General features: G+C 40.0%; 30 protein-coding genes. 27 read left to right on the forward strand and 3 right to left on the reverse strand.

The window, feature by feature from the left end; translation table 11 throughout:
- Positions 1–12: 12 nt before the first annotated feature.
- The 14 genes from MHI41_RS06840 (at position 13) to MHI41_RS06905 (ending at position 10,253) form a co-directional block, all read left to right on the forward strand.
- Entirely contained in the window at positions 13–1,233 is a 1,221-nt protein-coding gene (locus MHI41_RS06840; protein ID WP_026050082.1) for an EAL-associated domain-containing protein, read from the forward strand.
- 261 nt (positions 1,234–1,494) lie between these two features.
- Positions 1,495–2,391: a manganese catalase family protein gene (locus tag MHI41_RS06845; protein ID WP_019743902.1), complete on the forward strand. Its 897-nt coding sequence runs from the start codon at positions 1,495–1,497 to the stop codon at positions 2,389–2,391.
- Positions 2,392–2,575: 184 nt separating this feature from the next.
- Positions 2,576–2,818 carry a DUF1797 family protein gene (locus tag MHI41_RS06850; RefSeq protein ID WP_003212254.1) on the forward strand — a complete coding sequence of 81 codons (243 nt, stop codon included), beginning with the start codon at positions 2,576–2,578 and terminating at the stop codon, positions 2,816–2,818.
- Between the two features lie 139 nt (positions 2,819–2,957).
- Complete coding sequence (locus tag MHI41_RS06855; protein WP_142154910.1) at positions 2,958–3,473, forward strand: ribonuclease H-like YkuK family protein; 516 nt, start codon at positions 2,958–2,960, stop codon at positions 3,471–3,473.
- Between the two features lie 149 nt (positions 3,474–3,622).
- On the forward strand, positions 3,623–3,814 hold the full coding sequence (gene abbA / locus MHI41_RS06860; protein WP_008347999.1) for an antirepressor AbbA: 192 nt from the start codon (positions 3,623–3,625) through the stop codon (positions 3,812–3,814).
- A gap of 146 nt (positions 3,815–3,960) precedes the next feature.
- Positions 3,961–4,404: a cyclic-di-AMP-binding protein CbpB gene (gene cbpB, locus MHI41_RS06865; RefSeq protein WP_007498671.1), complete on the forward strand. Its 444-nt coding sequence runs from the start codon at positions 3,961–3,963 to the stop codon at positions 4,402–4,404.
- A gap of 96 nt (positions 4,405–4,500) precedes the next feature.
- The gene (locus tag MHI41_RS06870; RefSeq protein WP_007498669.1) at positions 4,501–5,382 is read left to right on the forward strand and encodes a LysR family transcriptional regulator; all 882 of its coding nucleotides are present in this window, start codon (positions 4,501–4,503) and stop codon (positions 5,380–5,382) included.
- 103 nt (positions 5,383–5,485) lie between these two features.
- Positions 5,486–5,893 (forward strand): DUF4275 family protein, encoded by a 408-nt coding sequence (locus MHI41_RS06875; RefSeq protein ID WP_057079609.1) that lies wholly within the window; start codon positions 5,486–5,488, stop codon positions 5,891–5,893.
- Positions 5,894–6,092: 199 nt separating this feature from the next.
- On the forward strand, positions 6,093–6,569 hold the full coding sequence (locus tag MHI41_RS06880; protein ID WP_008347992.1) for a flavodoxin: 477 nt from the start codon (positions 6,093–6,095) through the stop codon (positions 6,567–6,569).
- On the forward strand, positions 6,559–7,452 hold the full coding sequence (locus MHI41_RS06885; protein ID WP_041092408.1) for a hypothetical protein: 894 nt from the start codon (positions 6,559–6,561) through the stop codon (positions 7,450–7,452). Before MHI41_RS06880 ends, MHI41_RS06885 begins: the two co-directional genes overlap by 11 nt.
- A 16-nt stretch (positions 7,453–7,468) precedes the next feature.
- Positions 7,469–7,927: a flavodoxin gene (locus MHI41_RS06890; protein ID WP_008347989.1), complete on the forward strand. Its 459-nt coding sequence runs from the start codon at positions 7,469–7,471 to the stop codon at positions 7,925–7,927.
- 109 nt (positions 7,928–8,036) lie between these two features.
- Positions 8,037–8,747 (forward strand): 2,3,4,5-tetrahydropyridine-2,6-dicarboxylate N-acetyltransferase, encoded by a 711-nt coding sequence (gene dapD, locus MHI41_RS06895; protein WP_342494664.1) that lies wholly within the window; start codon positions 8,037–8,039, stop codon positions 8,745–8,747.
- A gap of 34 nt (positions 8,748–8,781) precedes the next feature.
- Positions 8,782–9,960 carry an N-acetyldiaminopimelate deacetylase gene (locus MHI41_RS06900; protein ID WP_048001606.1) on the forward strand — a complete coding sequence of 393 codons (1,179 nt, stop codon included), beginning with the start codon at positions 8,782–8,784 and terminating at the stop codon, positions 9,958–9,960.
- Positions 9,961–10,010: 50 nt separating this feature from the next.
- Complete coding sequence (locus MHI41_RS06905; protein ID WP_003211408.1) at positions 10,011–10,253, forward strand: YkuS family protein; 243 nt, start codon at positions 10,011–10,013, stop codon at positions 10,251–10,253.
- Between the two features lie 24 nt (positions 10,254–10,277).
- Here the strand turns inward: MHI41_RS06905 and MHI41_RS06910 are convergent, their stop codons facing one another.
- Positions 10,278–11,087 (reverse strand): mechanosensitive ion channel family protein, encoded by an 810-nt coding sequence (locus tag MHI41_RS06910; RefSeq protein ID WP_342494665.1) that lies wholly within the window; start codon positions 11,085–11,087, stop codon positions 10,278–10,280.
- 271 nt (positions 11,088–11,358) lie between these two features.
- Between MHI41_RS06910 and ahpA the strand changes: the two genes are divergently transcribed.
- The 3 genes from ahpA to MHI41_RS06925 all read left to right on the forward strand — a co-directional run bounded on the left by ahpA (position 11,359) and on the right by MHI41_RS06925 (position 13,699).
- The gene (ahpA, locus tag MHI41_RS06915) at positions 11,359–11,901 is read left to right on the forward strand and encodes a biofilm-specific peroxidase AhpA (RefSeq protein ID WP_007498654.1); all 543 of its coding nucleotides are present in this window, start codon (positions 11,359–11,361) and stop codon (positions 11,899–11,901) included.
- Between the two features lie 276 nt (positions 11,902–12,177).
- Positions 12,178–12,636 (forward strand): TlpA disulfide reductase family protein, encoded by a 459-nt coding sequence (locus MHI41_RS06920; RefSeq protein ID WP_008345174.1) that lies wholly within the window; start codon positions 12,178–12,180, stop codon positions 12,634–12,636.
- 481 nt (positions 12,637–13,117) lie between these two features.
- Positions 13,118–13,699 carry a hypothetical protein gene (locus tag MHI41_RS06925; protein ID WP_017367156.1) on the forward strand — a complete coding sequence of 194 codons (582 nt, stop codon included), beginning with the start codon at positions 13,118–13,120 and terminating at the stop codon, positions 13,697–13,699.
- Between the two features lie 62 nt (positions 13,700–13,761).
- Here MHI41_RS06925 and MHI41_RS06930 read toward each other — a convergent pair whose 3' ends face one another.
- Positions 13,762–14,679 carry a hypothetical protein gene (locus MHI41_RS06930; protein ID WP_058213811.1) on the reverse strand — a complete coding sequence of 306 codons (918 nt, stop codon included), beginning with the start codon at positions 14,677–14,679 and terminating at the stop codon, positions 13,762–13,764.
- Positions 14,680–14,762: 83 nt separating this feature from the next.
- On the opposite strand from MHI41_RS06930, the gene MHI41_RS06935 reads away from it, so the two are divergent.
- From MHI41_RS06935 to moaD, 6 genes are read left to right on the forward strand one after another with little or no spacing between them, the layout of a single operon-like run.
- On the forward strand, positions 14,763–15,344 hold the full coding sequence (locus MHI41_RS06935) for a molybdenum cofactor guanylyltransferase (RefSeq protein ID WP_175387071.1): 582 nt from the start codon (positions 14,763–14,765) through the stop codon (positions 15,342–15,344).
- Between the two features lie 29 nt (positions 15,345–15,373).
- Complete coding sequence (locus MHI41_RS06940; RefSeq protein ID WP_342494666.1) at positions 15,374–16,390, forward strand: MoeB/ThiF family adenylyltransferase; 1,017 nt, start codon at positions 15,374–15,376, stop codon at positions 16,388–16,390.
- Positions 16,391–16,399: 9 nt separating this feature from the next.
- Entirely contained in the window at positions 16,400–17,674 is a 1,275-nt protein-coding gene (gene glp, locus MHI41_RS06945; protein ID WP_342494667.1) for a gephyrin-like molybdotransferase Glp, read from the forward strand.
- Complete coding sequence (gene mobB / locus MHI41_RS06950) at positions 17,656–18,183, forward strand: molybdopterin-guanine dinucleotide biosynthesis protein B (protein ID WP_342494668.1); 528 nt, start codon at positions 17,656–17,658, stop codon at positions 18,181–18,183. Before glp ends, mobB begins: the two co-directional genes overlap by 19 nt.
- Positions 18,176–18,667, forward strand: a complete 492-nt coding sequence (locus MHI41_RS06955; RefSeq protein WP_017367162.1) for a molybdenum cofactor biosynthesis protein MoaE — start codon at positions 18,176–18,178, stop codon at positions 18,665–18,667. The genes mobB and MHI41_RS06955 overlap by 8 nt, the downstream gene beginning before the upstream one ends.
- On the forward strand, positions 18,660–18,893 hold the full coding sequence (gene moaD, locus MHI41_RS06960) for a molybdopterin converting factor subunit 1 (protein WP_008345159.1): 234 nt from the start codon (positions 18,660–18,662) through the stop codon (positions 18,891–18,893). The genes MHI41_RS06955 and moaD overlap by 8 nt, the downstream gene beginning before the upstream one ends.
- A 47-nt stretch (positions 18,894–18,940) precedes the next feature.
- Here the strand turns inward: moaD and MHI41_RS06965 are convergent, their stop codons facing one another.
- Positions 18,941–19,318, reverse strand: coding sequence for a hypothetical protein (locus MHI41_RS06965; RefSeq protein WP_008345156.1), 378 nt, complete (start codon positions 19,316–19,318; stop codon positions 18,941–18,943).
- Positions 19,319–19,836: 518 nt separating this feature from the next.
- On the opposite strand from MHI41_RS06965, the gene MHI41_RS06970 reads away from it, so the two are divergent.
- From MHI41_RS06970 to MHI41_RS06985, 4 genes are read left to right on the forward strand one after another with little or no spacing between them, the layout of a single operon-like run.
- On the forward strand, positions 19,837–20,469 hold the full coding sequence (locus tag MHI41_RS06970; protein WP_342494669.1) for a YIP1 family protein: 633 nt from the start codon (positions 19,837–19,839) through the stop codon (positions 20,467–20,469).
- Between the two features lie 9 nt (positions 20,470–20,478).
- On the forward strand, positions 20,479–21,585 hold the full coding sequence (locus MHI41_RS06975) for an efflux RND transporter periplasmic adaptor subunit (protein WP_342494670.1): 1,107 nt from the start codon (positions 20,479–20,481) through the stop codon (positions 21,583–21,585).
- A complete protein-coding gene (locus MHI41_RS06980; protein WP_017367165.1) occupies positions 21,582–22,283 on the forward strand; it encodes an ABC transporter ATP-binding protein in 702 nt (233 codons plus the stop codon). The genes MHI41_RS06975 and MHI41_RS06980 overlap by 4 nt, the downstream gene beginning before the upstream one ends.
- Positions 22,270–23,463, forward strand: a complete 1,194-nt coding sequence (locus MHI41_RS06985; RefSeq protein WP_342494671.1) for an ABC transporter permease — start codon at positions 22,270–22,272, stop codon at positions 23,461–23,463. Before MHI41_RS06980 ends, MHI41_RS06985 begins: the two co-directional genes overlap by 14 nt.
- Positions 23,464–23,583: the final 120 nt, after the last annotated feature.

Below are 23,583 nucleotides of genomic sequence, written 5' to 3' on the forward strand. Positions count from 1 at the left end.
CAGGTGATGAAAATGGTCGATCCATTGGATATTTTAACGAATATTGAAGATGTTTTCCCGCACTATCAAGCGATCTTCAGTGCGGAGGAACAAAAAGTGATAGGCTATGAGATTCTTGGAAGAATGAAGCTTGAGTCGGGAACAGTTAGTCTAGGCTCCTTCTTTACGGATTCATCTATTCCTGACGAATATAAATTGGAAGTAGATCAAAAAGTATTAAGTCAAGCACTTGATCTCTTCACGACCGCAGATGAAGATTTGCTCATCTTTATTAATCATGATGCGAATGTCCTCATGCTCGATCATGGCGAAAGTTTTTTAGAACTTTTAAAAGAATATGAAGCAAGGGGTATACAGCTTAGCCGGTTTGTCATTGAAATTACTGAACATACGTTTAGCGGCGACATTGAACAGCTTTACCATACGTTAACGTATTATCGTACATATGGGATCAAAATCGCCGTATCTAATATAGGGAAAGAAAGCAGCAATCTTGACCGGATTGCTCTGCTTTCACCTGATCTATTAAAAATAGATCTACAGGCTTTAAGGGCTTCGTCTCCATCTCCTTCCTATGAATATGTGTTATACAGCATTTCACTGCTTGCAAGAAAAATAGGAGCAGCTTTAATCTATGAAGACATTGAAGCGAATTTTCAGCTGCAGTATGCATGGAGAAATGGCGGTAGATATTTTCAAGGCTTCTACCTTCACGAGCCTGACGCACAATTAATTGACCGTAACAAACGAAAAGAACAGCTTAAAGAAGAATTTCAACAATTCATTGCCCATGAGAAAAAGAAACTCCAAGCTGTCTATGAACATTCTGAAACCTTTTATAAGCGAATTCACCAAGCCGTCAGTACGTTAAAAAAATCATGCAGCACAAATGATGAACTTATACAAAAACTGGCACTTGAACTAACCGATTGCAGCTTTCGCATTTATATGTGTAATGAAGAAGGTTTTCAAATTACTGGAAATGTGTTTAAGAAAGAAAAAGAATGGCTGTTTCAGCCAGAGTATATAGAGAAAAACTGGAGCTGGCGCCCTTATTTTCTAGCAAATATTCTTCAAATGAGAATTAGCGGAAAAGGATTTTTCAGCGATATCTACAGTGATTTAGAAACTGGAGAACGAATACGAACGTTTTCTTATCCGTTAGAGGGAGACGTGTATTTGTTTGTAGATCTTCCGTATGCTTATCTATATGAGCAGGAAGGATTAATTTAAAAGCAGCCGTCGTGGCTGTTTTTTTTATTAGAAAAAAGATAGAAAAAATGGTTGACAATGAAACTGATAATCATTATCATTTAGTTATAGAGAGAAGCTACTCTCTGTTCCCCAACCCCTCTATCAGATCAAGATCCAAAAAACTTGGCGCTACCCCCGCCAAGTTTTTTTTGTGCGCCAATCATTCCCTTCATGCATAGGACATCCCAATTCATCCATACACCTTAAATGATGATAGTTAGACAGTAGGAGGGAAAAGTCATGATCAAACGTGACAAGCGGCTGCTGATTGATTTACCAATGCCAGATCACCCAGATGCAAATGGTGCAGCGGCTGTGCAAGAATTACTCGGCGGAAAATTTGGTGAAATGTCCACATTAAATAACTACATGTTTCAATCGTTTAACTTTAGAGGGAAACGAAAGCTCAAACCATTTTATGATCTTGTATCAAGTATTACAGCTGAAGAATTCGGTCATGTAGAGCTTGTGACAACTGCAGTCAATCTCATGATTACGGGAACCACACATGGGGGCGATCCAGATACGACCCCGATGAAAGCGGCTGTTGATAAACGAAATACGCAGCATTTTATCCAAACGGCACAAACAGGCTATCCGTTTGACTCCATGGCAAAGCCGTGGACAGGTGAGAATGTGTTCTCAAGTGGTAATCTGATTCTGGATCTTCTTCATAACTTCTTCCTAGAGTGCGGAGCTCGTACGCATAAAATGCGCGTATATGAAATGACGGATCACCCTACGGCAAGAGAAATGATCGGTTATTTACTTGTCAGAGGCGGCGTACATGTTGTGGCGTATGCAAAAGCCCTTGAGGTAGCGACAGGGGTAGATGTTGGGAAGATGCTGCCGATTCCAAATCTCGACAATAAATACTTTGATTCTGCAAGAAAGTTTGAAGATCAGAATATTCATACAAAACTGTATACATTTAGTGATACGGATTATAAGGATATCAATCAAATTTGGAAAGGAAACCATCCGATTGATGGAAAGCCGCTGACAGTTATTGAGGGCACGCCAAAAGGTGCACCCGTGCCAGATTATAGAGATTTGCCGGAAGAGTTTGCTCCAGGTATTTCAAAAGAAGATTTTGACGAAATTGCGAAACGCCTGATGAGATCGGCCGGTTTATAAAAAACAAGATGCATGAGATAAGAAAAAAGACTCAAAATAAAAAAACAGATTCTTTTTCTTTTTTTGAATTCAAGAGGAAAAATATCATCTGAGAACACTTTATGGTATGATGCTTTGTAGGACTTGTGTATAATCAATACGGGTTCATCTTGAGTTGTTTTTTTGAAAGGAGTCTTTTTTTAGAATGTCACAATTAATGGGTATCATTACAAGGCTGCAAAGTCTTCAAGAGACAGCAGAAGCTGCAAACGAGCCGGCACAGCGTTATTTCGAAGTGAACGGTGAGAAAATCTGTAGTGTTAAGTATTTCGAAAAGAATCAAACGTTTGAATTGACTGTTTTTCAACAAGGGGATAAGCCAAACACTTTCCCATTTGACAACATTGATATGATTTCGATTGAGATTTTTGAGCTTCTACAATCCTAAGCTGAATCGTATGAAATGTTTTTTCTGAGAATTCCTTCGTTGATTGCGGAAGCATACACTTCATAAGTGATGAACAAATGGAAGATGATCATTCAGTGCAATATTCGGATAAGAGACCATTGAAAAGGAGTTCCTTTCTGTGAGTGATTCTTTTTTCTTTAATCTTTCTGAAGAGCATTTAGCGTTTTCTGATGTTGTCATGAGATTGAAAGACTTTATTCAAAAAGACCCGAGATCTGTTTATGTACTATCAATTGGTACGGACTCTCAGGTCAATCAGAATGTCACAACATTTATGACTGCAATTCATCTTCACCGGATCGGCAAAGGAGCTTGGGGCTGTCTCACGCAGCAAGTGTTGAATCGGCCTGTACAAAGTCTTAGAGAAAAAATTTCATTAGAGACAGCGTTTAGCCAAAAGGTATGTGCAGACATCCTTGAGGGACCTTTAACAGAACTGATGGATTTGCTTCTTCCGTTTGCTGAGGAAGGGGCAGACCTTCGTTTTGAAGTCCATCTAGATATTGGCAAAAAAGGAAGTACAAAAGAGCTGATCCAGGAAATGACCGGAATGATCACAGCCATGGGAATTGAAGCAAAAATAAAACCCGACTCATACGCAGCATTTTGCTACGCCAATCGATACACAAAATAAATTCCGTCATTTTTCTCCAAACGTTGTCGAAACGTGCGGTTGACGATTCGATTCTAGTTCCTTATTCTAGCTGTATAGAGAGGAAGCAGACATTCAAACGCCTGCTAATCAATATAAAAGCATATATGAAACAGGGGGCCTGATGTTGAATGAGCGTCATCGAAAATCGATTTAATGAAGAAGAGAAAAAGCTATTATTAAACGTATTACTGAATCAGGAATATGCTGTCGAATTACTAAGCAGTGAGATCAATGATATAGAATGTGGAACAAAAAATGTCGACGACAATACGTATAAGAAATTGATCACATTGTATGACAGAGTAAGGTTTGAGAATTAATATCGATTGAACATTCTATTAGATACTCTACGCTGAGTATCTTTTTTATGCAGAAAAAAATCTTTCGACAAAATTCGTTTTAGTTTATGCTTAATGTTAAAGGGGAATGTATGATTGATGATTGAGAGAAAAGGGGTCGAAGAAACATGATAGAGATAGAACCGGCTCAATTACTTGAGTCAACAGTAGCTGAGCATATGATTGATGCAGATAAAGTGGCACACGTTCAAATTGGAAATAATCTTGAGCACGCCCTATTGGTCCTGACAAAAACAGGATATACAGCCATACCTGTTCTGGATGCTTCTTATCACCTTCACGGGTTAATTGGAACAAATATGATCATGGATAAAATCTTTGGTTTAGAACGAATTGAATTTGAAAAGCTCGACCAATTGAAGGTAGAAGAGGTCATGCTATCAGATATTCCAAGACTGAAAACGACTGATCCTGTTTTAAAAGGTGTTCACGCTGTAACGAATAATGGGTTTGTTTGTGTGGAAAATGAGGAGCAAGTATTCGAAGGAATTTTCACTCGGCGTGTTGTATTAAAGCGCTTAAATGAGGTCATTCATTCCGCAAAAAAATGAGCTGCAGCCCAGCTTATTTTTTTTGCCTTCATAAGCTATTATTTATATAATGACCATATAGAATAAGAAAAACTTATCAAGAGAAGGAGGGTGCCCATGCAGCTTCAAGAGTTACATATGCTTGTTGTACTTAGTGAGGAATTGAATATGAGAAAGGCTTCAGAGCGGCTCTTTGTCTCTCAGCCTGCCTTATCTCAAAGACTGCAAACGATTGAAAAAGAGTGGGGAACCAAAATCTTTTTTCGTTCACAAAAAGGCTTGACAGTGACTTCAGCAGGTGAACAGATTATTCAATTTGCCAAAGAGGTTACGACTGAGCAGGATCGAGTGCGAGAGAGAATTGATGAGCTTGAAGGAGACATACACGGTACACTCAAGCTTGCAGTTGCGTCCATTATTGGTCAGCACTGGCTGCCAAAGGTGCTGAAGCGGTATGTCGAGAAATACCCAAATGCCAAGGTATCTCTTGTGACCGGCTGGAGCAGTGAGATGCTTAAAAGTCTGTATGAAGACCATGTCCACATTGGCATCATTCGCGGGAATCCTGATTGGAAGGGCACAAAGGAATACTTAATGACCGATCATTTATATTTAGTCGATTCTGTCATCAAGGACGTGGATGAGTTAATTGAGACAGAACGCCCGTTTATTCAATTTAAAAGTGATAGCACCTATTATCAAGAAATTCAGCACTGGTGGCATCAAAAGTTTAAAGTGTCGCCAAAACAGACGATTCTTGTGGACCAGATTGAGACATGTAAACAAATGGCCTATCACGGTATCGGCTACGCCATTTTGCCTTCGGTCACCTTATATGATCATGAGAAAAGTGTACACAAAACTCCGCTCGTAGATGCAAATGGAGAGCAAATCGGACGTGACACGTGGCTGTTAGGATATGAAGCCTCTTTTCAGTTAAAACAAGTTCAAGCATTTGTTGGTGTGGTGAAAGAAATGCTTGAAAGTGAGGCAGTGTAAGCACTTCTGGAAGAGGAGGTGCTTTTTTAGGATAAGTGGTTTGATTAGGTTTCTAATAGATTTACCTGTTTCATACTGAAAAAGAAGAAAGCTGGAAGAAATGATGAGAAATCAACAAAAAAAGAAGATGGATATACCGAAGTGGGGAACTTATTTACGCGAGAGATGGCGTGGACGTTTTGCAAGTCATCTTTCTTTAGAAGAACAAAAAGAGATTGGGATGGATGGTTTCCTATGGCACTTATGTAGCTGGGGAAAAGTTGAATGCCTTGAAAAAGAGGCAGCGATCAATGCCTTTCATCAGCAATCAAAGCATACATGTACGATTTTTTATCAATTTGCTCAAGAAGCGTATCTGTTTGAAAACGCCAAGGAACTGTCAGTGAAGGAATTGCCATATACAGACGGACACATGGACTATAGCGATCTGTATGTCATGGATTGGGAAGAAAATTGGACATTTGTGATGACGCACGAAACCGATTGCGGTCCATATTTTATTCAGAAATAAAAAAAGAGTAAATCACAAAGAGATAGAGTGATGATCAGTTAAAGCCGCCTTCCAATTGGAATGAGCGGTTTTTTGATGTACGTCATGTTTATTTTGAACAGCACCTTTTCATAAAACATTTGACAATGAAAATCATTATCATTTAAAGTGTACATATAATAATTGAAAATGATTATCATTTAGATGAGGTGACCAATAGATGAAAGCACTAATTGCATTTGCGAGTATGTCTGGCAATACGGAAGATATGGCAGCGATCTTAAAACAAACGCTTGAAGGAAAAGGGATAGAGACAGAGATGATGGAATTTGACGACACAAGCGCAGAAGATCTTTCTTCATACGATTATGTCATGATCGGCTCTTACACATGGGGTGACGGTGATTTACCTTATGAAGCTGAAGATTTTTATGAAGAGGTCTCAGCTCTTGAACTTAGTCACATCAAAGCGGCGGTATTTGGATCAGGGGATTACAGTTATCCGAAGTTTTGCGAGGCTGTTCATACTTTTCATGACATGCTGAAATCGACAGGTGCATCCGTATTTCCTGAAACATTGAAAATGGAACTTGCGCCAGATACAGATGAAGATGTGGCGTGCTGTGAGGAGTTTGCAACGAGCTTTTTAACGTGGGCATCATTGTCTGAGAAAAGAGTTGAAAATCATGTTTCATAAAGGTGCGACAGCTGTTGCTGCGTCTAAAAGTGGCGGCTACTTTGTTGCTGTCAAACGAGAAGGTATTTTCCATTACAGTGTGGAGGGCGGATGGCAGCAGCTTTTTAAGCTTAAGCATAAAATCCATGCTATCAGTTATATTGGTCCTTATTTGTTCGGTGTTGGTGAAAATGGAACTGTCATACGATCAGGAGATGAGGGCCACACATGGGCGCTATCATCTTTTCCGACAAATGCAGTTGTTTGGTCTATTACAGGACGCAAAGATGGGTTTGTATGCGCACATGGAAAGCATAGTATTTATGTGTCAACCGATTTCGGAATTTCCTGGGAAATTATGAAGCCATTTGCTCATGTAAATCAGCCCCCTGTTATTCGCTCATTATGTGTAGCGGGCGATTATCTTTATATTGGAACACAGATTCATGAGGTGCATGGAGGAATATGGGTGTATGACTTGCAAAGTGAACAGGTTTTTCTCCTAAACAGAGAAGAGCACCGAATGACTGCTTCTATGCTGCTTTGCGGGGAACACCTCCTTGTCTGTGCGTTGGGCTCTAAAAAAGGGAAAAGAGGATCTGTTCAAATTTTAGACTTACATACCAATATGCTGCATGATATTCAATCACAAGCTTTTGCGCGAGAGGAATCATTTTTGGATGTGTCAGAGGATAACGGCATTGTGTATGTGACCACCTCACAGGACGAGCATGGATTTTCTAAGGTGTATCAGCTTGATATAGAGCAAAAAGAGCTCAAGTGGTTTGATACGATCAAAGGGCACGGTTTTCGTGTCGCCAATCAAAATGAGAATTTTTTCTGTGCGGGTTTATATGAAAGTAAGTTTGTCAGGCCTTATGAAGAACCTGCACTGATTCATTAATAAGGAGGAAGAAAAAGTGACGAAAAAAGTTTTATTGGTGTATGCCACAATGTCAGGAAATACAGAAGCAATGGCTGATTTAATCGAAAAAGGATTAAAGGAAGCTGGGGCTAGCGTGGACCGGCATGAAGCGATGGATATTGATGCTGAACTTCTTCATGATTACTCGCACATTCTGTTAGGTGCATATACTTGGGGAGATGGTGATCTTCCAGATGATTTTATTGATCTATATGAGGAAATGGAAGAGCTTGATTTGACGGGTAAAGCATTTGCTGTATTCGGTTCTGGAGATACATCTTATGAACATTTTTGCGGAGCTGTGGATTTAATTGAAGAAAAAGTGAAGGAGCTGGGCGGTGATATCGTCCTGCCATCCATCAAAATTGAGCTGAATCCAGAAGGAAACGAGGAAGAGGAATTGATTTCTTTTGGTAGACAATTTGTTCATCTTCACCAGCAAGAAGCGGGATAAAGAGGCCCGCTTGTTTTATTTGCCAAGGCGCAGACGATTCTTTCACTTGTCATTAAAACTCTCCTTTGGTACAGTAATGAAGTATAAATTAAGAGGAGGACATACATACATGAAACAAATGGACGCTAATGAAATTATTTCATTTATTCAAAATAGTACAAAATCAACACCTGTTAAAGTTTACATTAAAGGTGACTTAGAAGGTATTGAATTTGGTGAACATGCAAAAACATTTATTACAGGCAATACAGGTGTTGTCTTCGGTGAGTGGAGCGAAATTCAAAAAGCTCTAGCATCAAACAAAGACAAAATTGAAGATGTTGTCGTGGAAAATGACCGTCGTAACTCTGCGATTCCTATGTTGGATTTGAAAAACATCAAAGCACGTATTGAGCCAGGTGCAATTATTCGTGATCAAGTGGAAATTGGCGACAATGCAGTCATCATGATGGGTGCTTCTATTAATATCGGTTCAGTCATCGGTGAAGGTACGATGATTGATATGAACGTTGTTCTTGGCGGCCGTGCGACAGTAGGTAAGAACTGTCATATCGGTGCGGGATCTGTTCTTGCAGGTGTTATTGAGCCGCCTTCTGCTAAGCCAGTTGTAGTAGAAGATGATGTTGTTATCGGTGCAAACGCTGTTGTTTTAGAAGGTGTGACCATTGGGAAAGGTGCAGTTGTAGCAGCTGGAGCGATCGTTGTGAACGATGTCGAGCCTTACACGGTTGTAGCAGGTACACCTGCAAAGAAAATCAAAGACATTGATGAAAAAACAAAAGGTAAAACTGAAATTAAACAAGAACTGCGTCAGCTTTAATTGACACAATTCGCAGCTGAAGACATAGACGTGGATGATATATCCACGTCTTATTCGTATAGAGGAAAGGAAGCGAGTTCACTTGTTAAATCGTGAGCAATTAATATCCATTCGAAGAGATTTGCACCAAATTCCTGAGCTTGGTTTTAAGGAATTTAAAACACAAGCTTACCTCATCAAGCATCTCGAATCGTACCCAACAGATCGAATCGAGATGGAAACATGGCGGACTGGACTTTTTGTGAAAGTAAAAGGGACAAATCCTACGCGTGTCTTTGCGTATCGTGCAGATATGGACGGCTTATCTATCCCTGAAGAAACGGGCTACCCATTTCAATCGGTACATGAGGGCCACATGCATGCATGTGGACATGATCTTCATATGACCATTGCTCTTGGTATCATTGATCATTTCGTGCATCAGCCAATCAAAGAAGATCTGCTATTTATTTTCCAACCGGCAGAAGAAGGTCCAGGAGGAGCTGAACCAATGCTTGCAAGTGATGTTCTAAAAAAGTGGACGCCAGACTTTATTACAGCGCTGCATATTGCACCTGAATATCCAGTCGGCACGATTGCAACAAAGCCGGGCCTATTATTTGCTAATACGAGTGAGCTTGTGATCGATCTTGAAGGAAAAGGCGGGCATGCCGCATACCCTCATTTAGCAAATGATATGGTGGTGGCTGCAAGTGCACTAGTAGGGCAGCTGCAATCGGTGATTTCACGAAATGTGGACCCTCTTGATAGTGCCGTCATTACAGTTGGCACGATTACAGGTGGCACTGCTCAAAATATCATTGCGCAGCACGCAAAGCTGGATGGAACCATTCGCACGCTCTCGCCAGAGTCTATGGAAAAGGTGAGAAAACGAATTGAAGCACTTGCAAAGGGAATTGAAATTGGCTACGAATGCAAGGCGACAGTTCGATACCCTTCATCTTATTACGAAGTGGACAATTCAAAGGATTTGACAGAGGAATTTATGTCATATGTAGCCGAAGAAGGTCTTGCAAATGTCATTGAATGCAGAGAAGCGATGACAGGAGAAGATTTCGGCTACATGCTGAAAAAATATCCTGGGTTCATGTTTTGGCTAGGGGTAGATTCAGAATATGGTCTGCACCATGCAAAACTCACTCCTGACGAAAATGCGATTGAAACAGCTGTAAACGTCATGACAGCTTATTTTAAAAAGCAAGCAGGTGAATGAATAATCAAATGGTCTCCTGTACACCTTATGAACAGGAGGTGTTCTTGATTATGACAAGAATTGGTGTAGAACCATCTTTATCCGATGTAGAAGAACTTTTGAAGCAAAAAGGGTATGATGTCGTACGTATTCAAAATGAACAGCAAATGGATCAGTGTGACTGTTATGTGGTCACAGGGTTAGATTCAAATGTTCTTGGCATTTCAGACACAACGACAAAGGCATCTGTCATTACAGCGTCAGGTATGACGGCTGATGAAATTTGTCAAGAAGTAGAACAGCGTGTTCAATAAAACTAACAAAAAAGAACCAGGATATTATGACCCTGGTTCTTTTTGCTCTTTGGCTAGATCGAGTGCTTCTTTCATTTTTTTGCGGAGAATTCGTTCGACACGCCACTGCTCCATCGTTTCAGTTTTTGCAATGATACGAAGGACGAGAGATGAGGAGCCAAATGCCTCCACTCCAACGACTTGAGGACCTTCGATGATTTGCGGCATGCTCTCATGAACTTCATCACAGGCTGCTTGCAAAGTGGTGATCATCTGATCCACATTTTCATCTGGGGATAATTCGATATCAACGAGTGCCTGCATCGTCCCTCGTGAATGATTGCTCACATTGAGTATACTTCGGTTCGGAATGAAATGAAGAGTGCCATCAAAGCTTCTAAGCTGTGTTGTTCTCAGTCCAATTTGTTCAACGATCCCATCAAAACCAGCAACCGTTATATACTCACCGACATCAAATTGTTTTTCGAGCAGTATGAAGAAGCCTGTCACAATATCACTCACTAATCCCTGAGCGCCAAATCCAATGGCAAGTCCTACAACACCTGCGCCAGCCAGCAAGGCGGTTGGGTTATAATGAAATAAGTCGAGGATCATCACAACTAGAATAAAAATCAGCAAGTAGGCGAAAATATTTAAGGTAAGACTTTGCAGCGTTTGAGCTCGTGATAAAGAGACATCGTGCTTCTCAGAGAATGCTGAATAGGCACGCTTAATCATCTTGTTTCCAATCGCTCTGATGATAAAATAAATCACAAAAATAGCAATGAGTTTTAGAAAAATCATACTGATATTCATGATGATGGAAACCCAATCTACTTGTTCAAGTGCTTTCATGATCTTCAAAACCTTTCTATGTATGTGCGAAATGAGAAGCTAATCATTTGTTCCCTTATGCAAGTCATGTTAAACTTTTAATAGTTGGAGCGAGAGATTGTGACAAATCGTTAATTAAATTTATTATTAATTAATATTGACTAAAAATCGCTTAAGTATTATAATTATATTTGTGAAGTTATTAACTAAATGAGAATTTAACCTATTGATTCTCATTTTATATACAGCTAAGAAGTCTGTATAAAGATATTATTTTTGGAGGGATTTACATATGGCAGAGCGTTTTGTAGGAAAACAAGCTCCACGTTTTGAAATGGAAGCAGTACTTGCTAATAAGGAATTTGGTAAAGTGAGTTTAGAGGAAAACATCAAGAATGACAAATGGACAGTTCTTTTCTTCTATCCAATGGATTTCACTTTTGTTTGTCCAACTGAAATTACAGCAATGAGCGATCGTTATGATGAGTTTGAAGATTTAGATGCAGAAATCATCGGTGTATCTACTGATACAATCCATACGCATCTTGCTTGGATCAACACAGATCGTAAAGACAATGGTCTTGGAGAATTAAAATACCCACTAGCTGCTGACACAAACCACACAGTATCTAGAGAATACGGTGTTTTAATTGAAGAAGAAGGAATTGCACTTCGTGGTCTATTCATCATTAACCCAGAAGGCGAACTTCAATATCAAACAGTATTCCACAACAATATCGGTCGTGATGTAGATGAGACACTACGTGTTCTTCAAGCATTACAAACTGGTGGACTTTGCCCAGCGAACTGGAAACCTGGTCAAAAAACACTTTAATTGATAGTTGAAGAAACAGTCTAACTGGTGTTAGACCTTCAGATTGTTGACAAAGGGCTAAAATGTTGTTTATTTTAGCCCTTTGTCTTCTTTTCAGCGTGATAGAAAACCTTTGCAGCCCTAGGAAGGACGAGTACTGGCGCAAAGCGAATTTGACATTCGTGAGCACCAGCACGCAGGACTGACAAAGAATGCGAGGGTTTGTCTACACGCTGGGGTCTAACTGATGTTAGACCTTTTTGTTTCGAGACATACAATGGATGGAGGCGCTTCAAAATGAAATTACGTCAACCAATGCCAGAACTAACTGGTGCAAAAGAATGGTTAAATGGAGAAGTAACAAGAGAAGAATTAATTGGTGATAAACCAACATTGATCCACTTCTGGTCAGTTAGCTGCCACCTTTGTAAAGAGGCGATGCCGCAAGTGAACCAATTCCGTGATGAATACAAGGATCAACTAAACGTGATCGCAGTTCATATGCCACGTTCAGAGGATGACCTAGATCTAGAAAAAATCAAAGAGGTTGCAAATGAGCATGAAATCACACAGCCAATCTTTGTAGACAGCGACCATAAACTAACAGAAGCATTTGAGAACGAATATGTACCAGCTTATTATGTATTCGATAAAACAGGTGCTTTACGCCACTTCCAAGCTGGCGGAAGCGGTATGAAAATGCTTGAAAAACGCGTCAATCGAGTTCTTTCTGAGTCTGAAAAGGCTGCAGAATAGGCTTTCCCCCCATGAATGGGGGTTTTTTCATGGGGAAAAATAGGAGACATATTGCACTGGATGAATATGATTGTAGGTGGAATGCCTAAGAAAAGAGAAAATGAGGGATTTCATTAAAAAAATTTCCTGAAATAAAAAGGTATTATGACCTATTTACATTTTTATTTTGAAATGAAAATGTAAAGATTTTAACTTTTTACTATTCAGAACGTTTTTGCACAAAAGAAATTTCAGTTTGGTAAATAACTATATAAATCAAGTAGTATAAGCATTTATTCAAAATTTTTACAATATTTTAAAGGTGGTCAAAAGCCTATAGTGGCAATGAAATGGGTGCCGATTTTTCTTCTTTGGCAAAATTTTAGTTGGAAATACCTATCTGATAGCAAACTGTAAAATGATAAAAAAATAGTTGATAAAATTAGTTTTCTAATCTAATATTTACTATAGAATATTTTTTATATGATGAGGGGGAAATCCATTGTTTAATGAGAGGGAAGCGTTACGTTTACGATTGGAACAATTAAACGAAGCAGAAGTAAAGGTCATCCGTGAATATCAAATTGAACGAGATGCGATTTACGCAAAACTAAGAGAATTAGACCGTCAAGGTACAGGTCTCGTCACAGATACAAAAAAAGAAGTGCGTACAGAGAGAAAAACGGATTCATTGCCTGTATTAGCTGAGCTGGCTGCACAAGAAATGAGAAGCTACCAGCAGCCTGCGCAAACGCAGTCAAACGTTACATCATCTTTAGGAACAGGTCAGCTAAATGGTGCACCTGTAGGTATTCCTGAAGGATCTACAAGACGCAGAAGAGGCACAGCTAGACCTGGATCAAAGGCAGCTAAGCTTCGTGAAGCTGCAATCAAAACATTAAAGCGTCATAATGCGGCGATTAAAAGCTCTGAACTTCAAAAAGAGATTGAAAAAGAGAGCGGTCTTGAAATTCCAAATATGACAACGTTTATGCAAAGCTTAATTAAAATGTACCCAGAAGTGAAGAAACCTTATCGCGGACAGTATATTTTAGAAGGCGACATTCAAACAGAAGACGAATAAATAAAAAAGAAACTGCTGGGCGTAAATGCCAGCAGTTTTTTCTTGCGTACGTGATGAATGAATCACTTTTTTTGATCAACTGTATAGACAATCTTTCGTTCTTTGGGCATGTTGTCGCGCTGTTTTTTAAATCCATCGATCTTCACTGTCATGACCTCTCCACTCCGCTGCACCGCATCAACTTTTGCCTGGAGTGTTTCTACTTGTTCGTTTAGTTTCTTCAAAATCGGTCCTATTTCTTCGGTTGTTTGCAAAATAGGGTCTTGTGAGAACAGCTCGGCATTTGTTTGGGCTGACTGGTCGATATCAGCAAAATGAGAAGCGATCCATTCCTCGCTTTCGGCTAACTGTTTTTGGTAGCTCGTGAGCGTTTCATAAAAAATGGCTTCTTTTGCTTTTTCGATTTGCAGTAATTTTTCTTGTGTTTCATAAAAACGCTCCTGTAGATGCCGGACGCCTTCTTGTAATAAATGAAGCTCTGCGTTTTTATCGCCTAGAGTTTGCTGCAGTTTTTCAATCACAGCGGATAAAGTATTTCCTTTTTTCTCCTCTTTTGCAAGCTGTTTATCTTGGTCTAGTAAACGCTCCTGTAGTTGCTGAGACATTTCCTTATATTTTACAACCTTCAAATGCAATCGGTGCTTTTCCTCTGTTTCTTTTCGTCTATGATAGGTTTCCTTTTGCAGCATTTCATGAAGAAGGACGATTTTATGTAATAATTCCGATTTGCTATAAGAGAGATCCTGTATTTTAGATGATGCTTGGTCTTGGTCAATGGTCATTTCATCCAATTGTTGTTTTAATTGAGTGAAATCCTTTTTCATCTCATGATATTCTTGAGATAGCTTCTTGTTTTTAGCATACGTATACGTGGACTGAAAATCTGAAATCATCTGTTGATATTTGGCCGTTTCAGCTTTTAAAAATAGGTTTTCTTGAGACAGATCATGGAATAGGGGAGAAGCATGGCGCCGGTTCATAGGTAGACCCTCCTTATTCATGTTATCAATAAAGTATGCGAAATGAGTGCGATTAGAACAACCATATTAAAGGGGATGAGATGATGAGTATAGTGAATGTGATACTAGCCGGAGGCGCTTCTAGGCGTTTTGGAGAGCCGAAGGCAAGTCATGTCTATCAGGGGAAACCACTATATGAACATGTGAAAGAGCAACTTTTGAAAGGGGAAACCATCATCATCAGTCACCCGAAGCTTCTGCCTTTTTTCAAAGCAAGAGGGGAACAAGCTGTTTGGTTAGATGATGAACAGGTGCGCGGGTATGGCCCGCTTGCAGGTATATATACCGCTATGCAAAAGCAAGAAGCAGATTGGTATTTAGTGACGGCATGTGATATGCCATTCATACGAAAAGAGACAGCCGTCGCTTTATCTTCTTATTGCCATGAGCATGTAGATGCTGTGGTTCCGATGGTGCAGGGAAGATTACAGCCGTTATTTGCGCTTTATCACCGCCGCAGTCTTCCGTTTATTTCTGCGTGTTTAAAAGAGAATCAATTAGCTATCAAAGACTTACTGCAAAAACTTCACGTCCAGGTTGTTCCAGCCGACGAACTGAACGTAGCACCAAATGAATTTCATAATATCAATAAAAGAAGCGATTTACCTGAAAACGGTATGATATGATACATAAAAACGAGGAGGAGAGAACAATATTGAACGAGCGATATTCAAGGCAAATCTTGTTCCCTCCGGTAGGGAAAAAAGGGCAGTCTGCGCTTGCCGAAAGTCATGTCCTTATTGTTGGAGCTGGTGCACTTGGAACAGCGTCTGCTGAAGGGCTTGTCCGGTCTGGAATTGGTACTTTGACGATTGTAGATCGTGATTATGTCGAATTCTCAAATTTACAGCGGCAGCAGCTGTACACTGAACACGATGCAAAGATGCATGTGCCAAAAGCGGCAGCGGCGAAAAAACGTCTCCAAGAGATCAACCATGAAGTGACCATTCACGCTCTTATTGAAGATGCAGGAGTAGAGCTGTTAAGACCTTTATTCCAAAAAGCAAATATCGTCATTGATGCGACAGATAATTTTGAGACAAGAATGGTGATGAATGACTTATCTTTAGAAACAAATACGCCTTGGATTTACGGTGCCTGTGTGAGCAGTCAGGGAATGTATATGACCATTTTGCCGGGCAAAACACCTTGCTTATCATGTGTGTTTACCTCAGTGCCTGTTGGGGGTTTGACATGTGATACAGCTGGTATTATTTCTCCTGCTGTCCAAATGGTGTCGGCTTATCAGCAGACAGAGGCATTAAAATATTTAACAGGGCATGAAGAGCAAATGGAGCGAAAGTTTGTCACGTTTGATTTGTGGCAGTCGTCTTCGTTTAAAATGGATGTATCTCGTACGAAGCAGGAAAGCTGTCCATCTTGCGGCACACATAGAACGTATCCATATTTAGATGAACAGCGAAAAAAAACAGCGATTCTTTGCGGGCGTGACACCATTCAGATCATATCGAAGGATTTGGAAAACCTTTCATTTCAGCATGTAAAAGAGCGTCTGTCATCTATTTGTGAGGTGGAAGTGAACGATTTTTTAATTCATATACGCTATGAAAGACACCGTATCGTTTGTTTTAAAGGAGGACGTGTATTAATCCATGGGACAAATGATGAAAGAGTAGCCAATTCATTACTAGCAAGACTGCTAGGCATATAGGAGTGAGAAGTGATGGAAAGACGACAGCCAATTCCAGTAGAAGAGGCAGTAAAGAAAGTCCACCAATTTCAAAAACATGGACAAGTCGAATGGGTTCCTTTAAAGAACAGCCTTGGAAGATGGATTGCAGAGGATATTTTAGCAGACCATGATGTTCCTGCCTTTGATCGTTCTCCGTATGATGGTTTTGCACTTCGGGCAGAAGATACAAAGGAAGCATCAAGCGAGCATCCGGTTGAATTTGAGGTCATTGATCATATTGGGGCAGGTATTGTTTCTGCAAAAACGATCGGTCCTTTTCAAGCGATTCGCATCATGACAGGAGCGAAGATGCCAAAAGGAGCAAATGTTGTGATCATGCTCGAATTGACGAAAACGTTTGAAAAAGACGGTAAATCAATGATGTCACTTAAAAGACCTCTGAAAAAGGGTGACAATATTTCTCGGCAAGGAGAAGAGACCCTCAAAGGGAACGTCATGATCAAAAAAGGCTCAAAAGTAACCCCAGGCGTGACGGCGATATTAGCAACGTTCGGGTATGCGGTTGTGCCAGTCGTCAAAAAACCGGTCATCGGTATCATCTCAACAGGTACCGAGCTTCTACAAGTAAGTGATGCCATGGTGGACGGTAAAATTAGAAACAGTAACCTGAGTATGGTCTACGCCCAGGTTCTTGAAGCTGGAGGAGAACCGCTTGATTTAGGCGGTGTATCCGATGATTTTGATCAAAGCTATGAAGCCGTAAAAGCAGCCTTAAGCAAAGTAGATATGCTCATCACAACAGGTGGTGTATCAGTTGGTGATTTTGACTTTTTACCTGCTATTTATGAAAAACTAGGTGCAGAGGTGTTGTTTAATAAAGTGGCCATGAGACCTGGAAGTGTGACGACCGTTGCTGCGCTGCCGAATGGTCAACTGCTGTATGGGCTGTCAGGAAATCCGGCTGCCTGTTTTGTTGGCTTTGAGCTATTTGTCAAACCGATCATTTATAAATGGTGTTTGAAAGAAAAGCCATTTCCTGTTTTTGCTGAGGCGAAGCTGACACATGATTTTCCAAAAACCAATCCGTTCACTCGATTTGTTAGAGCATCACTTGATTTCGCTGGCAGCCAGCTGAGTGTGACGCCAACAGGTCTTGATAAATCTAGTGCGGTGACATCTATTGCTCATGCTGATTGTTTCATTGTTTTGCCTGGAGGAACAAGAGGGTTTAGTGCAGGTGACCAGGTCAACGTTCTGCTATTTCACCACGAAGGCGGTGCTCCATGTTGGATGACAAATTAAACATTCTGCAAGTCGTGGGCTATCAAAATAGTGGTAAAACGACGCTGATCGAAAAATTATGTCAGCTGGCGGATGAAGAAGAAATGAAGCTAGGCTGCTTCAAACATCATGGACATGGCGGAAAGCCAGACCGTCTGTTCAAACAAAAAGATACGGATCGATATGTTCAAGCGGGTGCGTTTGCTGCTGGTGTGGAGGGAGAAGGTGAATGTCACTTTTTCATGCAGCACATGACGTTTGCACAACTAGTCAACATGTGTCAGCATCTTCCTTTAGATGCCGTCTTGATCGAAGGATACAAACAGGCGCCTTACCGCAAAATCCTGTGTGTCAAAGACCAACAGGAACTCATTGATCTTTCGACACTTTCTCATATACAAGCAGCCATTTATTTCAATAAAGAAATACAGTTCTCCGAGAAATACCCGTTTCCTGTGTTTTCAGCATTTGACAAGCGCGGGATCACATTTGCTTTTAATTTATTGAAGGGGGAAGCCTCGTATGAATGAACTTTTTAACATCACAAAAGAGCCAATTGATGTGAATGAATTGATTCAGCATGTTACAAGACGCAAAGCGGGAGCCATTACGACATTCATAGGCACGGTAAGAGAATGGACAAATGGCAAAAAAACGCTGCGTTTAACATATGAAGCATACATACCAATGGCGGAAAACATGTTGAGTCAAATTGGACAAGAAATTAAAAAACGCTGGCCTGATACAGAAGCTGCCATTGTACATCGTATTGGCACTCTTGAGATATGTGACATTGCAGTGGCAATAGCTGTTTCATCACCTCATCGGAAAGCTGCATACGAAGCCAATGAATATGCGATTGAACGAATAAAGGAAATAGTTCCTATTTGGAAAAAGGAATACTGGGAAGATGGGGAGGCTTGGATAGGTGATCAGCTTGAAACCGTTTCTTACCCGGATGGAAAACCTAGTACTCTCCAACTTAACGAGAAAGAAGGGAAGCGGCATGATTAGCGTATTATTGTTCGCCGGCCTTGCTGAGAAGGCCGGTAAACAACAAATCATCATTCAAAAAGATCAAACAACGGTTGATGAGATTAAAATAGAATTACAGGAGGTATATGGTGTTGATACTGCACAAAACGTGATGGTTGCAGTCAACGAAATATATACGAGGGGAAATGCTGAAGTGCGTAGCGGGGACACTGTTGCACTCATTCCTCCTGTAAGTGGTGGATAATAGATATTAGAGGATTTGGTTATGGCCAGCGGCTGTAACCAATTTTTTTATGTGTGAAAAGATTGTAGAGGTACTTGGGTATGATCTTCGTAAATAAAACATCCCCGGCGTGCTTTAGAAATGTGAGGATCGAGCTGTTGAATGAGATCATACAATTCGCTGATTCGTCTCACATTGAAATCTGTTTGAGCTTGAAGCTGTTCTTTTAGTTCTTTTGTGCTCACGATGCTTCCCTTTTTTTCTTTAATAATATCTACACACCTTGCTGCGTAGTATATTTTGTCATTAGAAGGTCTGCTTTCTTTCATATCAAGTAATTTGAGCTCATGATAAATCAGTTCTCTTTCCTTTCTAAAGTATTGCCATGCTTCTTGTTCCTTTTCATAAAGTAAAATCAATTGCATTTTCAATTTTTCTCTTAACATTCACTTGACTCCATTTCCACTATCATTTAACCTACCTCTATTTTACATTATATGAAAAAATAACATTTGATCAAGTAAAATCCTTTTATTTTTATTTTTTTAATATGAAAGTATTGATACTAAAGGCTCATCTGTTCTATAAAAGGCGCTAAACATAGTCCTATAAAGCCGGGATTCATTGAAATTACTAGGAATATTTTAACAAAAAATTGTTGTGTCTAAATGAGACCATCTGAATCCAAAGGAAAAGGATATTTATTCCGAAAGACATGTTGTTTACTTCATAAACTGTTTTTCAGTCAGTAAAATCATGATTTTTTCATATGAATATGGTCGGATCAAGGTATCATTTGAAGGATGTCGTTCATGAAAATAGAATAATAGATTCAATCCTATCACTATGAAAATAAGAAAATCAAATGATCTATCACTTATTGGCAATCTTTTGATAAAATAGAAACAACAAGAGTATGAAAAAACGATTCCATACTTACAGCACATGGAGAGGATGACATTTGATGAAAGAAACAACGCAAAAACCCACAATAATTGGAGTAAGCACTAGACCATCAGAGCATTTAAAAAGAGTGTGGGAACATCCATTCGTTTGGTGGCCTTTATCATGTGTGCTTGTATTAACAGTTGTTGTCACTTATTTGTCTCAGCTAGTGAATGAAGGATTGTGGGCAGATTTAATTTTGCCAATCCCTTTCGTTTATGTGATCACGCTCATTGGTCTGGTCATTGGGATTGTGATTAACGCTGCTGTATACAAGCTCATCGTCTTTTTAGCAAAAGGTGATGCAACATTTCATCAGCTGTTTTCAGGTGTACTGTATATCACGCCTATTACGATCATTGGTACGATTATTTCTCATTTAGCGATCATTTTTTTTCATGTGCCAAAAGATATCACGGTTACCTCATTAAACGCATTCATTCGAATGTCTGGTCCATGGCATGCCGTGTTAGCAAATATCGATCTTTTTGTGATCTGGAATCTTGTTTTAACAGGCTTTTTATTGATCAAAGTCGGCCGCACTTCGCCAAAAATATCTTGGATCATTGTAGCTGTCTTTTATGTGCTATCTTTAATTTTTCAATATGTAGGAACCACAATCACCATTAACATGTCATTAAGCTGGGGGTAGAATGTTTTTATGAGAAAGAAAATCATCATCGGATCCATTATCATTATTGTGATTGGTCTATTTATTGGATTTAATATTGCAAAAAACCAATCAAAGCCTGCCTCTACGGCATCATTTAAAACAGTCCAACTTGCATCAAAAGAAATAACTTCTACGGTGATGACGCCTGGAACACTTTCATTCTCGGAGGAGCAATTCATTTATACAGAAGAGGAGAAGGGAAGCCTGAATCATATCGCTGTGAAAGAAGGAGAAAAGGTGAAAGTTGGAACACCGCTCCTGACATATGAAAATAAGGAACTGGAGCTTGAAGAACAGCAGCAAGCACTTGCGGCTGAATCAAGTACACTAAAGCTTGAACAATTACAAAATAGACTCAATACATTAGATGAAAATCAGGGAAAAAAGGCGGGCTCTGATTCGAAAAACGAGCGAGATCAGCTTGAAATCGAACTCAAAGCCGCTGAATTAGAACAAAAACAAGCGGAGCTTAACCAAGAAAAAATAAAGGCACAAATAGAAGATTTAACGATACATAGCAAAATTGAAGGAACAGTCATCTCCATCGAGCAAGATGCTGGCGCAGGGAAGCTAGAAGAGAGACAGCCGGTGATCCATATTGGCAATGAGAAAAAAATGATCGTACGAGGCTTAATCACTGAGTATGACGCTATGAAAGTCAAAAAGAAACAAAAAGTAAAGGTAACGTCTGATGTCATTCGCGGAAAGAGCTGGCAAGGAGTGGTGAAAAAAGTGGGCGCTGTGCCTGCCCAGTCAACAGCAGAAACAGCTGCAAGTGATCAAACGGTACAATATCCAGTCGAAATTGAAATAAAAGGGAAAAAGCCGGATGCAAAACCAGGCTTTAAAATGATCATGGAAATTGAAACGGACAAGCGTCAAGTGCTCACAATTCCTGAAACAGCCGTGAAAAAAGAGAAAGATGGTTCATACGTTTATGTTGTTGAAAAGAATGCACTGAAGAAAGTAAAAGTGACATTAGGTGAAACGTCAGGTCATGATCTTGAAGTGACGAAAGGTTTAACAAAAGAAGATCAAATCATTGCAGAGCCATCAGATGAAATGTATGACGGAATGGAAGTGAATGCTGAATGATTCAGCTTTCAAACGTGACAAAAAGCTACGAAGTCGCTGAGGAGACATTTGATGTATTAAGTGATGTGGACCTTGTCATTGGTAAAGGCGAGTATATGTCCATTATGGGCCCGTCCGGCTCTGGAAAATCAACGTTAATGAATATCATTGGCTGTTTGGACCACCCGACCTCCGGACAGTACCATTTTCAAGGTATGGAGCTGTCGGCAGCAAAGGATCAAGAACTCGCAGTGATTCGAAATCGATCCATTGGTTTTGTTTTTCAACAATTTTATTTACTGCCTAGATTAAATGCGAGGCGAAATGTTGAACTTCCGATGATTTATGCTGGTATCAGTCAAAAGGAAAGAAAAGAACGTGCGGAAATGGCACTTGAAAAGGTTGGTTTGGCAGATCGAATGAAGCATATGCCAAACGAGTTGTCAGGGGGTCAAAAGCAAAGAGTAGCCATCGCACGTGCGATTGTCAATGAGCCGAAGCTCATCTTGGCAGATGAACCAACAGGCGCTCTTGATTCAAAAACGAGCGGCTCGATTATGGAACAGTTTACGAAGCTCAATGAGGAAGGAACAACGGTTGTGCTAGTTACTCATGAAGAAGAAATAGCTGCGTATACAAACCGGATAGTCGTTGTAAGAGATGGACGCCTCGTTCAAGATAGATTGATACAAGGAGACGCAATGAATGAAACTCTTTGAAAATATCAAAATAGCGCTGAATTCTGTCCTAGCTCATAAATTGCGTTCTATTTTAACAATGCTTGGAATTATTATTGGGGTTGGATCAGTGATTGCAGTCGTTGCCATCGGTCAAGGCGGAGAGCAAATGCTGAAAGAATCAATTTCAGGGCCAAACAATACCATTGATATGACCTATACACCCTCTGATGAGGAGTTAAATGCGAATCCTAATGCGTTATTTGAAGCCACATTTACTGAAGAAGACATTCAAAGTGTTCAAGCATTGAATGGGGTTAAACAGGTTGCCTCCTCCACTGCACAAGGCATGCAATTAAGATTCCAAGATACAACAATAGATGCAACGGTCAATGGGATTAATGAAGGCTACACGAATGTACATTCATTACATATAGCAGAAGGACAGGACTTACGTGAAATCGATTTTAGGAGCGGAAGAAGGGCAGCTGTTATTTCAGAAGGGATACAAAAAGAATTGTTTAATGGAGAGAAGGCATTAGGCGAGTTGATTTGGATGAATGGACAGCCGGTTGAGGTGATCGGAGTTTTAGCAAAACAGGAAGGGCTGTTTTCATTTGATATGAATGAAATATATGTCCCTTTTGCAATGCTGACAACTGCATTTGGTGTGAAAGAATATGATAAGTTGTCTATTCAAGTCGCACATGCTGATCAAATGAAAGAAGTGGGAAAGAGTGCGGCTGCACGCTTAAATGAAAATCACCATACAGAAGATGCTTACGAAATGATCAATCTGGAAGAGATTGCAGCAGGCATTGGTCAAATTACGTCTGTCATGACAACAATCATTGGCTCAATTGCTGGTATCTCATTACTTGTCGGCGGCATTGGTGTCATGAATATTATGCTCGTATCTGTCACAGAAAGAACAAGAGAAATTGGAATTCGAAAGGCACTTGGGGCAACTAGGGCTCAAATACTCGTTCAGTTTTTAATTGAGTCTGTCGTCCTTACACTGATCGGTGGGTTACTTGGAATCGCTCTTGGCTTAGGAGGTGCTTCACTTGTGTCACTGTTTGCAGGGTGGCCTTCTCTTGTATCGTGGCAAATCGTATGTGGAGGCGTCCTATTTAGTATGCTCATTGGTATTATTTTTGGACTGATTCCTGCCAATAAAGCAGCGAGGCTCGATCCGATTGAATCACTTAGATATGAATAATCCTAAAGTTAACTTTCAAGGTGCTGACAAGAAGGTAGAACGAGATATATTGCCTGCTGCTCCGCACCTGAAGCTTTTATGCAAAACGCATAAAGGCTTTTTTTCGTTCAATTGAATGAA

Origin of the sequence: Bacillus sp. FSL M7-0307, from assembly GCF_038627835.1 — a bacterium.
GTDB classification, from domain to species: domain Bacteria; phylum Bacillota; class Bacilli; order Bacillales; family Bacillaceae; genus Bacillus; species Bacillus altitudinis.

What these genes read in the sequence shown, in the direction of transcription:
- MHI41_RS06900 (WP_048001606.1), top strand. Translation starts at nt 8,782, where the DNA reads ATGATATATCCACGTCTTATTCGTATAGAGGAAAGGAAGCGAGTTCAC.
- MHI41_RS06975 (WP_342494670.1), top strand. Translation starts at nt 20,479, where the DNA reads ATGAGAAAGAAAATCATCATCGGATCCATTATCATTATTGTGATTGGT.
- MHI41_RS06970 (WP_342494669.1), top strand. Translation starts at nt 19,837, where the DNA reads ATGAAAGAAACAACGCAAAAACCCACAATAATTGGAGTAAGCACTAGA.
- dapD (WP_342494664.1), top strand. Translation starts at nt 8,037, where the DNA reads ATGAAACAAATGGACGCTAATGAAATTATTTCATTTATTCAAAATAGT.
- MHI41_RS06980 (WP_017367165.1), top strand. Translation starts at nt 21,582, where the DNA reads ATGATTCAGCTTTCAAACGTGACAAAAAGCTACGAAGTCGCTGAGGAG.
- MHI41_RS06905 (WP_003211408.1), top strand. Translation starts at nt 10,011, where the DNA reads ATGACAAGAATTGGTGTAGAACCATCTTTATCCGATGTAGAAGAACTT.
- moaD (WP_008345159.1), top strand. Translation starts at nt 18,660, where the DNA reads ATGATTAGCGTATTATTGTTCGCCGGCCTTGCTGAGAAGGCCGGTAAA.
- MHI41_RS06885 (WP_041092408.1), top strand. Translation starts at nt 6,559, where the DNA reads ATGTTTCATAAAGGTGCGACAGCTGTTGCTGCGTCTAAAAGTGGCGGC.
- MHI41_RS06935 (WP_175387071.1), top strand. Translation starts at nt 14,763, where the DNA reads ATGAGTATAGTGAATGTGATACTAGCCGGAGGCGCTTCTAGGCGTTTT.
- MHI41_RS06920 (WP_008345174.1), top strand. Translation starts at nt 12,178, where the DNA reads ATGAAATTACGTCAACCAATGCCAGAACTAACTGGTGCAAAAGAATGG.
- abbA (WP_008347999.1), top strand. Translation starts at nt 3,623, where the DNA reads ATGAGCGTCATCGAAAATCGATTTAATGAAGAAGAGAAAAAGCTATTA.
- MHI41_RS06930 (WP_058213811.1), bottom strand. Translation starts at nt 14,679, where the DNA reads ATGAACCGGCGCCATGCTTCTCCCCTATTCCATGATCTGTCTCAAGAA.
- MHI41_RS06965 (WP_008345156.1), bottom strand. Translation starts at nt 19,318, where the DNA reads ATGTTAAGAGAAAAATTGAAAATGCAATTGATTTTACTTTATGAAAAG.
- MHI41_RS06875 (WP_057079609.1), top strand. Translation starts at nt 5,486, where the DNA reads ATGAGAAATCAACAAAAAAAGAAGATGGATATACCGAAGTGGGGAACT.
- cbpB (WP_007498671.1), top strand. Translation starts at nt 3,961, where the DNA reads ATGATAGAGATAGAACCGGCTCAATTACTTGAGTCAACAGTAGCTGAG.
- MHI41_RS06850 (WP_003212254.1), top strand. Translation starts at nt 2,576, where the DNA reads ATGTCACAATTAATGGGTATCATTACAAGGCTGCAAAGTCTTCAAGAG.
- mobB (WP_342494668.1), top strand. Translation starts at nt 17,656, where the DNA reads ATGTTGGATGACAAATTAAACATTCTGCAAGTCGTGGGCTATCAAAAT.
- MHI41_RS06870 (WP_007498669.1), top strand. Translation starts at nt 4,501, where the DNA reads ATGCAGCTTCAAGAGTTACATATGCTTGTTGTACTTAGTGAGGAATTG.
- MHI41_RS06880 (WP_008347992.1), top strand. Translation starts at nt 6,093, where the DNA reads ATGAAAGCACTAATTGCATTTGCGAGTATGTCTGGCAATACGGAAGAT.
- MHI41_RS06955 (WP_017367162.1), top strand. Translation starts at nt 18,176, where the DNA reads ATGAATGAACTTTTTAACATCACAAAAGAGCCAATTGATGTGAATGAA.
- MHI41_RS06985 (WP_342494671.1), top strand. Translation starts at nt 22,270, where the DNA reads ATGAAACTCTTTGAAAATATCAAAATAGCGCTGAATTCTGTCCTAGCT.
- MHI41_RS06845 (WP_019743902.1), top strand. Translation starts at nt 1,495, where the DNA reads ATGATCAAACGTGACAAGCGGCTGCTGATTGATTTACCAATGCCAGAT.
- MHI41_RS06840 (WP_026050082.1), top strand. Translation starts at nt 13, where the DNA reads ATGGTCGATCCATTGGATATTTTAACGAATATTGAAGATGTTTTCCCG.
- ahpA (WP_007498654.1), top strand. Translation starts at nt 11,359, where the DNA reads ATGGCAGAGCGTTTTGTAGGAAAACAAGCTCCACGTTTTGAAATGGAA.
- MHI41_RS06910 (WP_342494665.1), bottom strand. Translation starts at nt 11,087, where the DNA reads ATGAAAGCACTTGAACAAGTAGATTGGGTTTCCATCATCATGAATATC.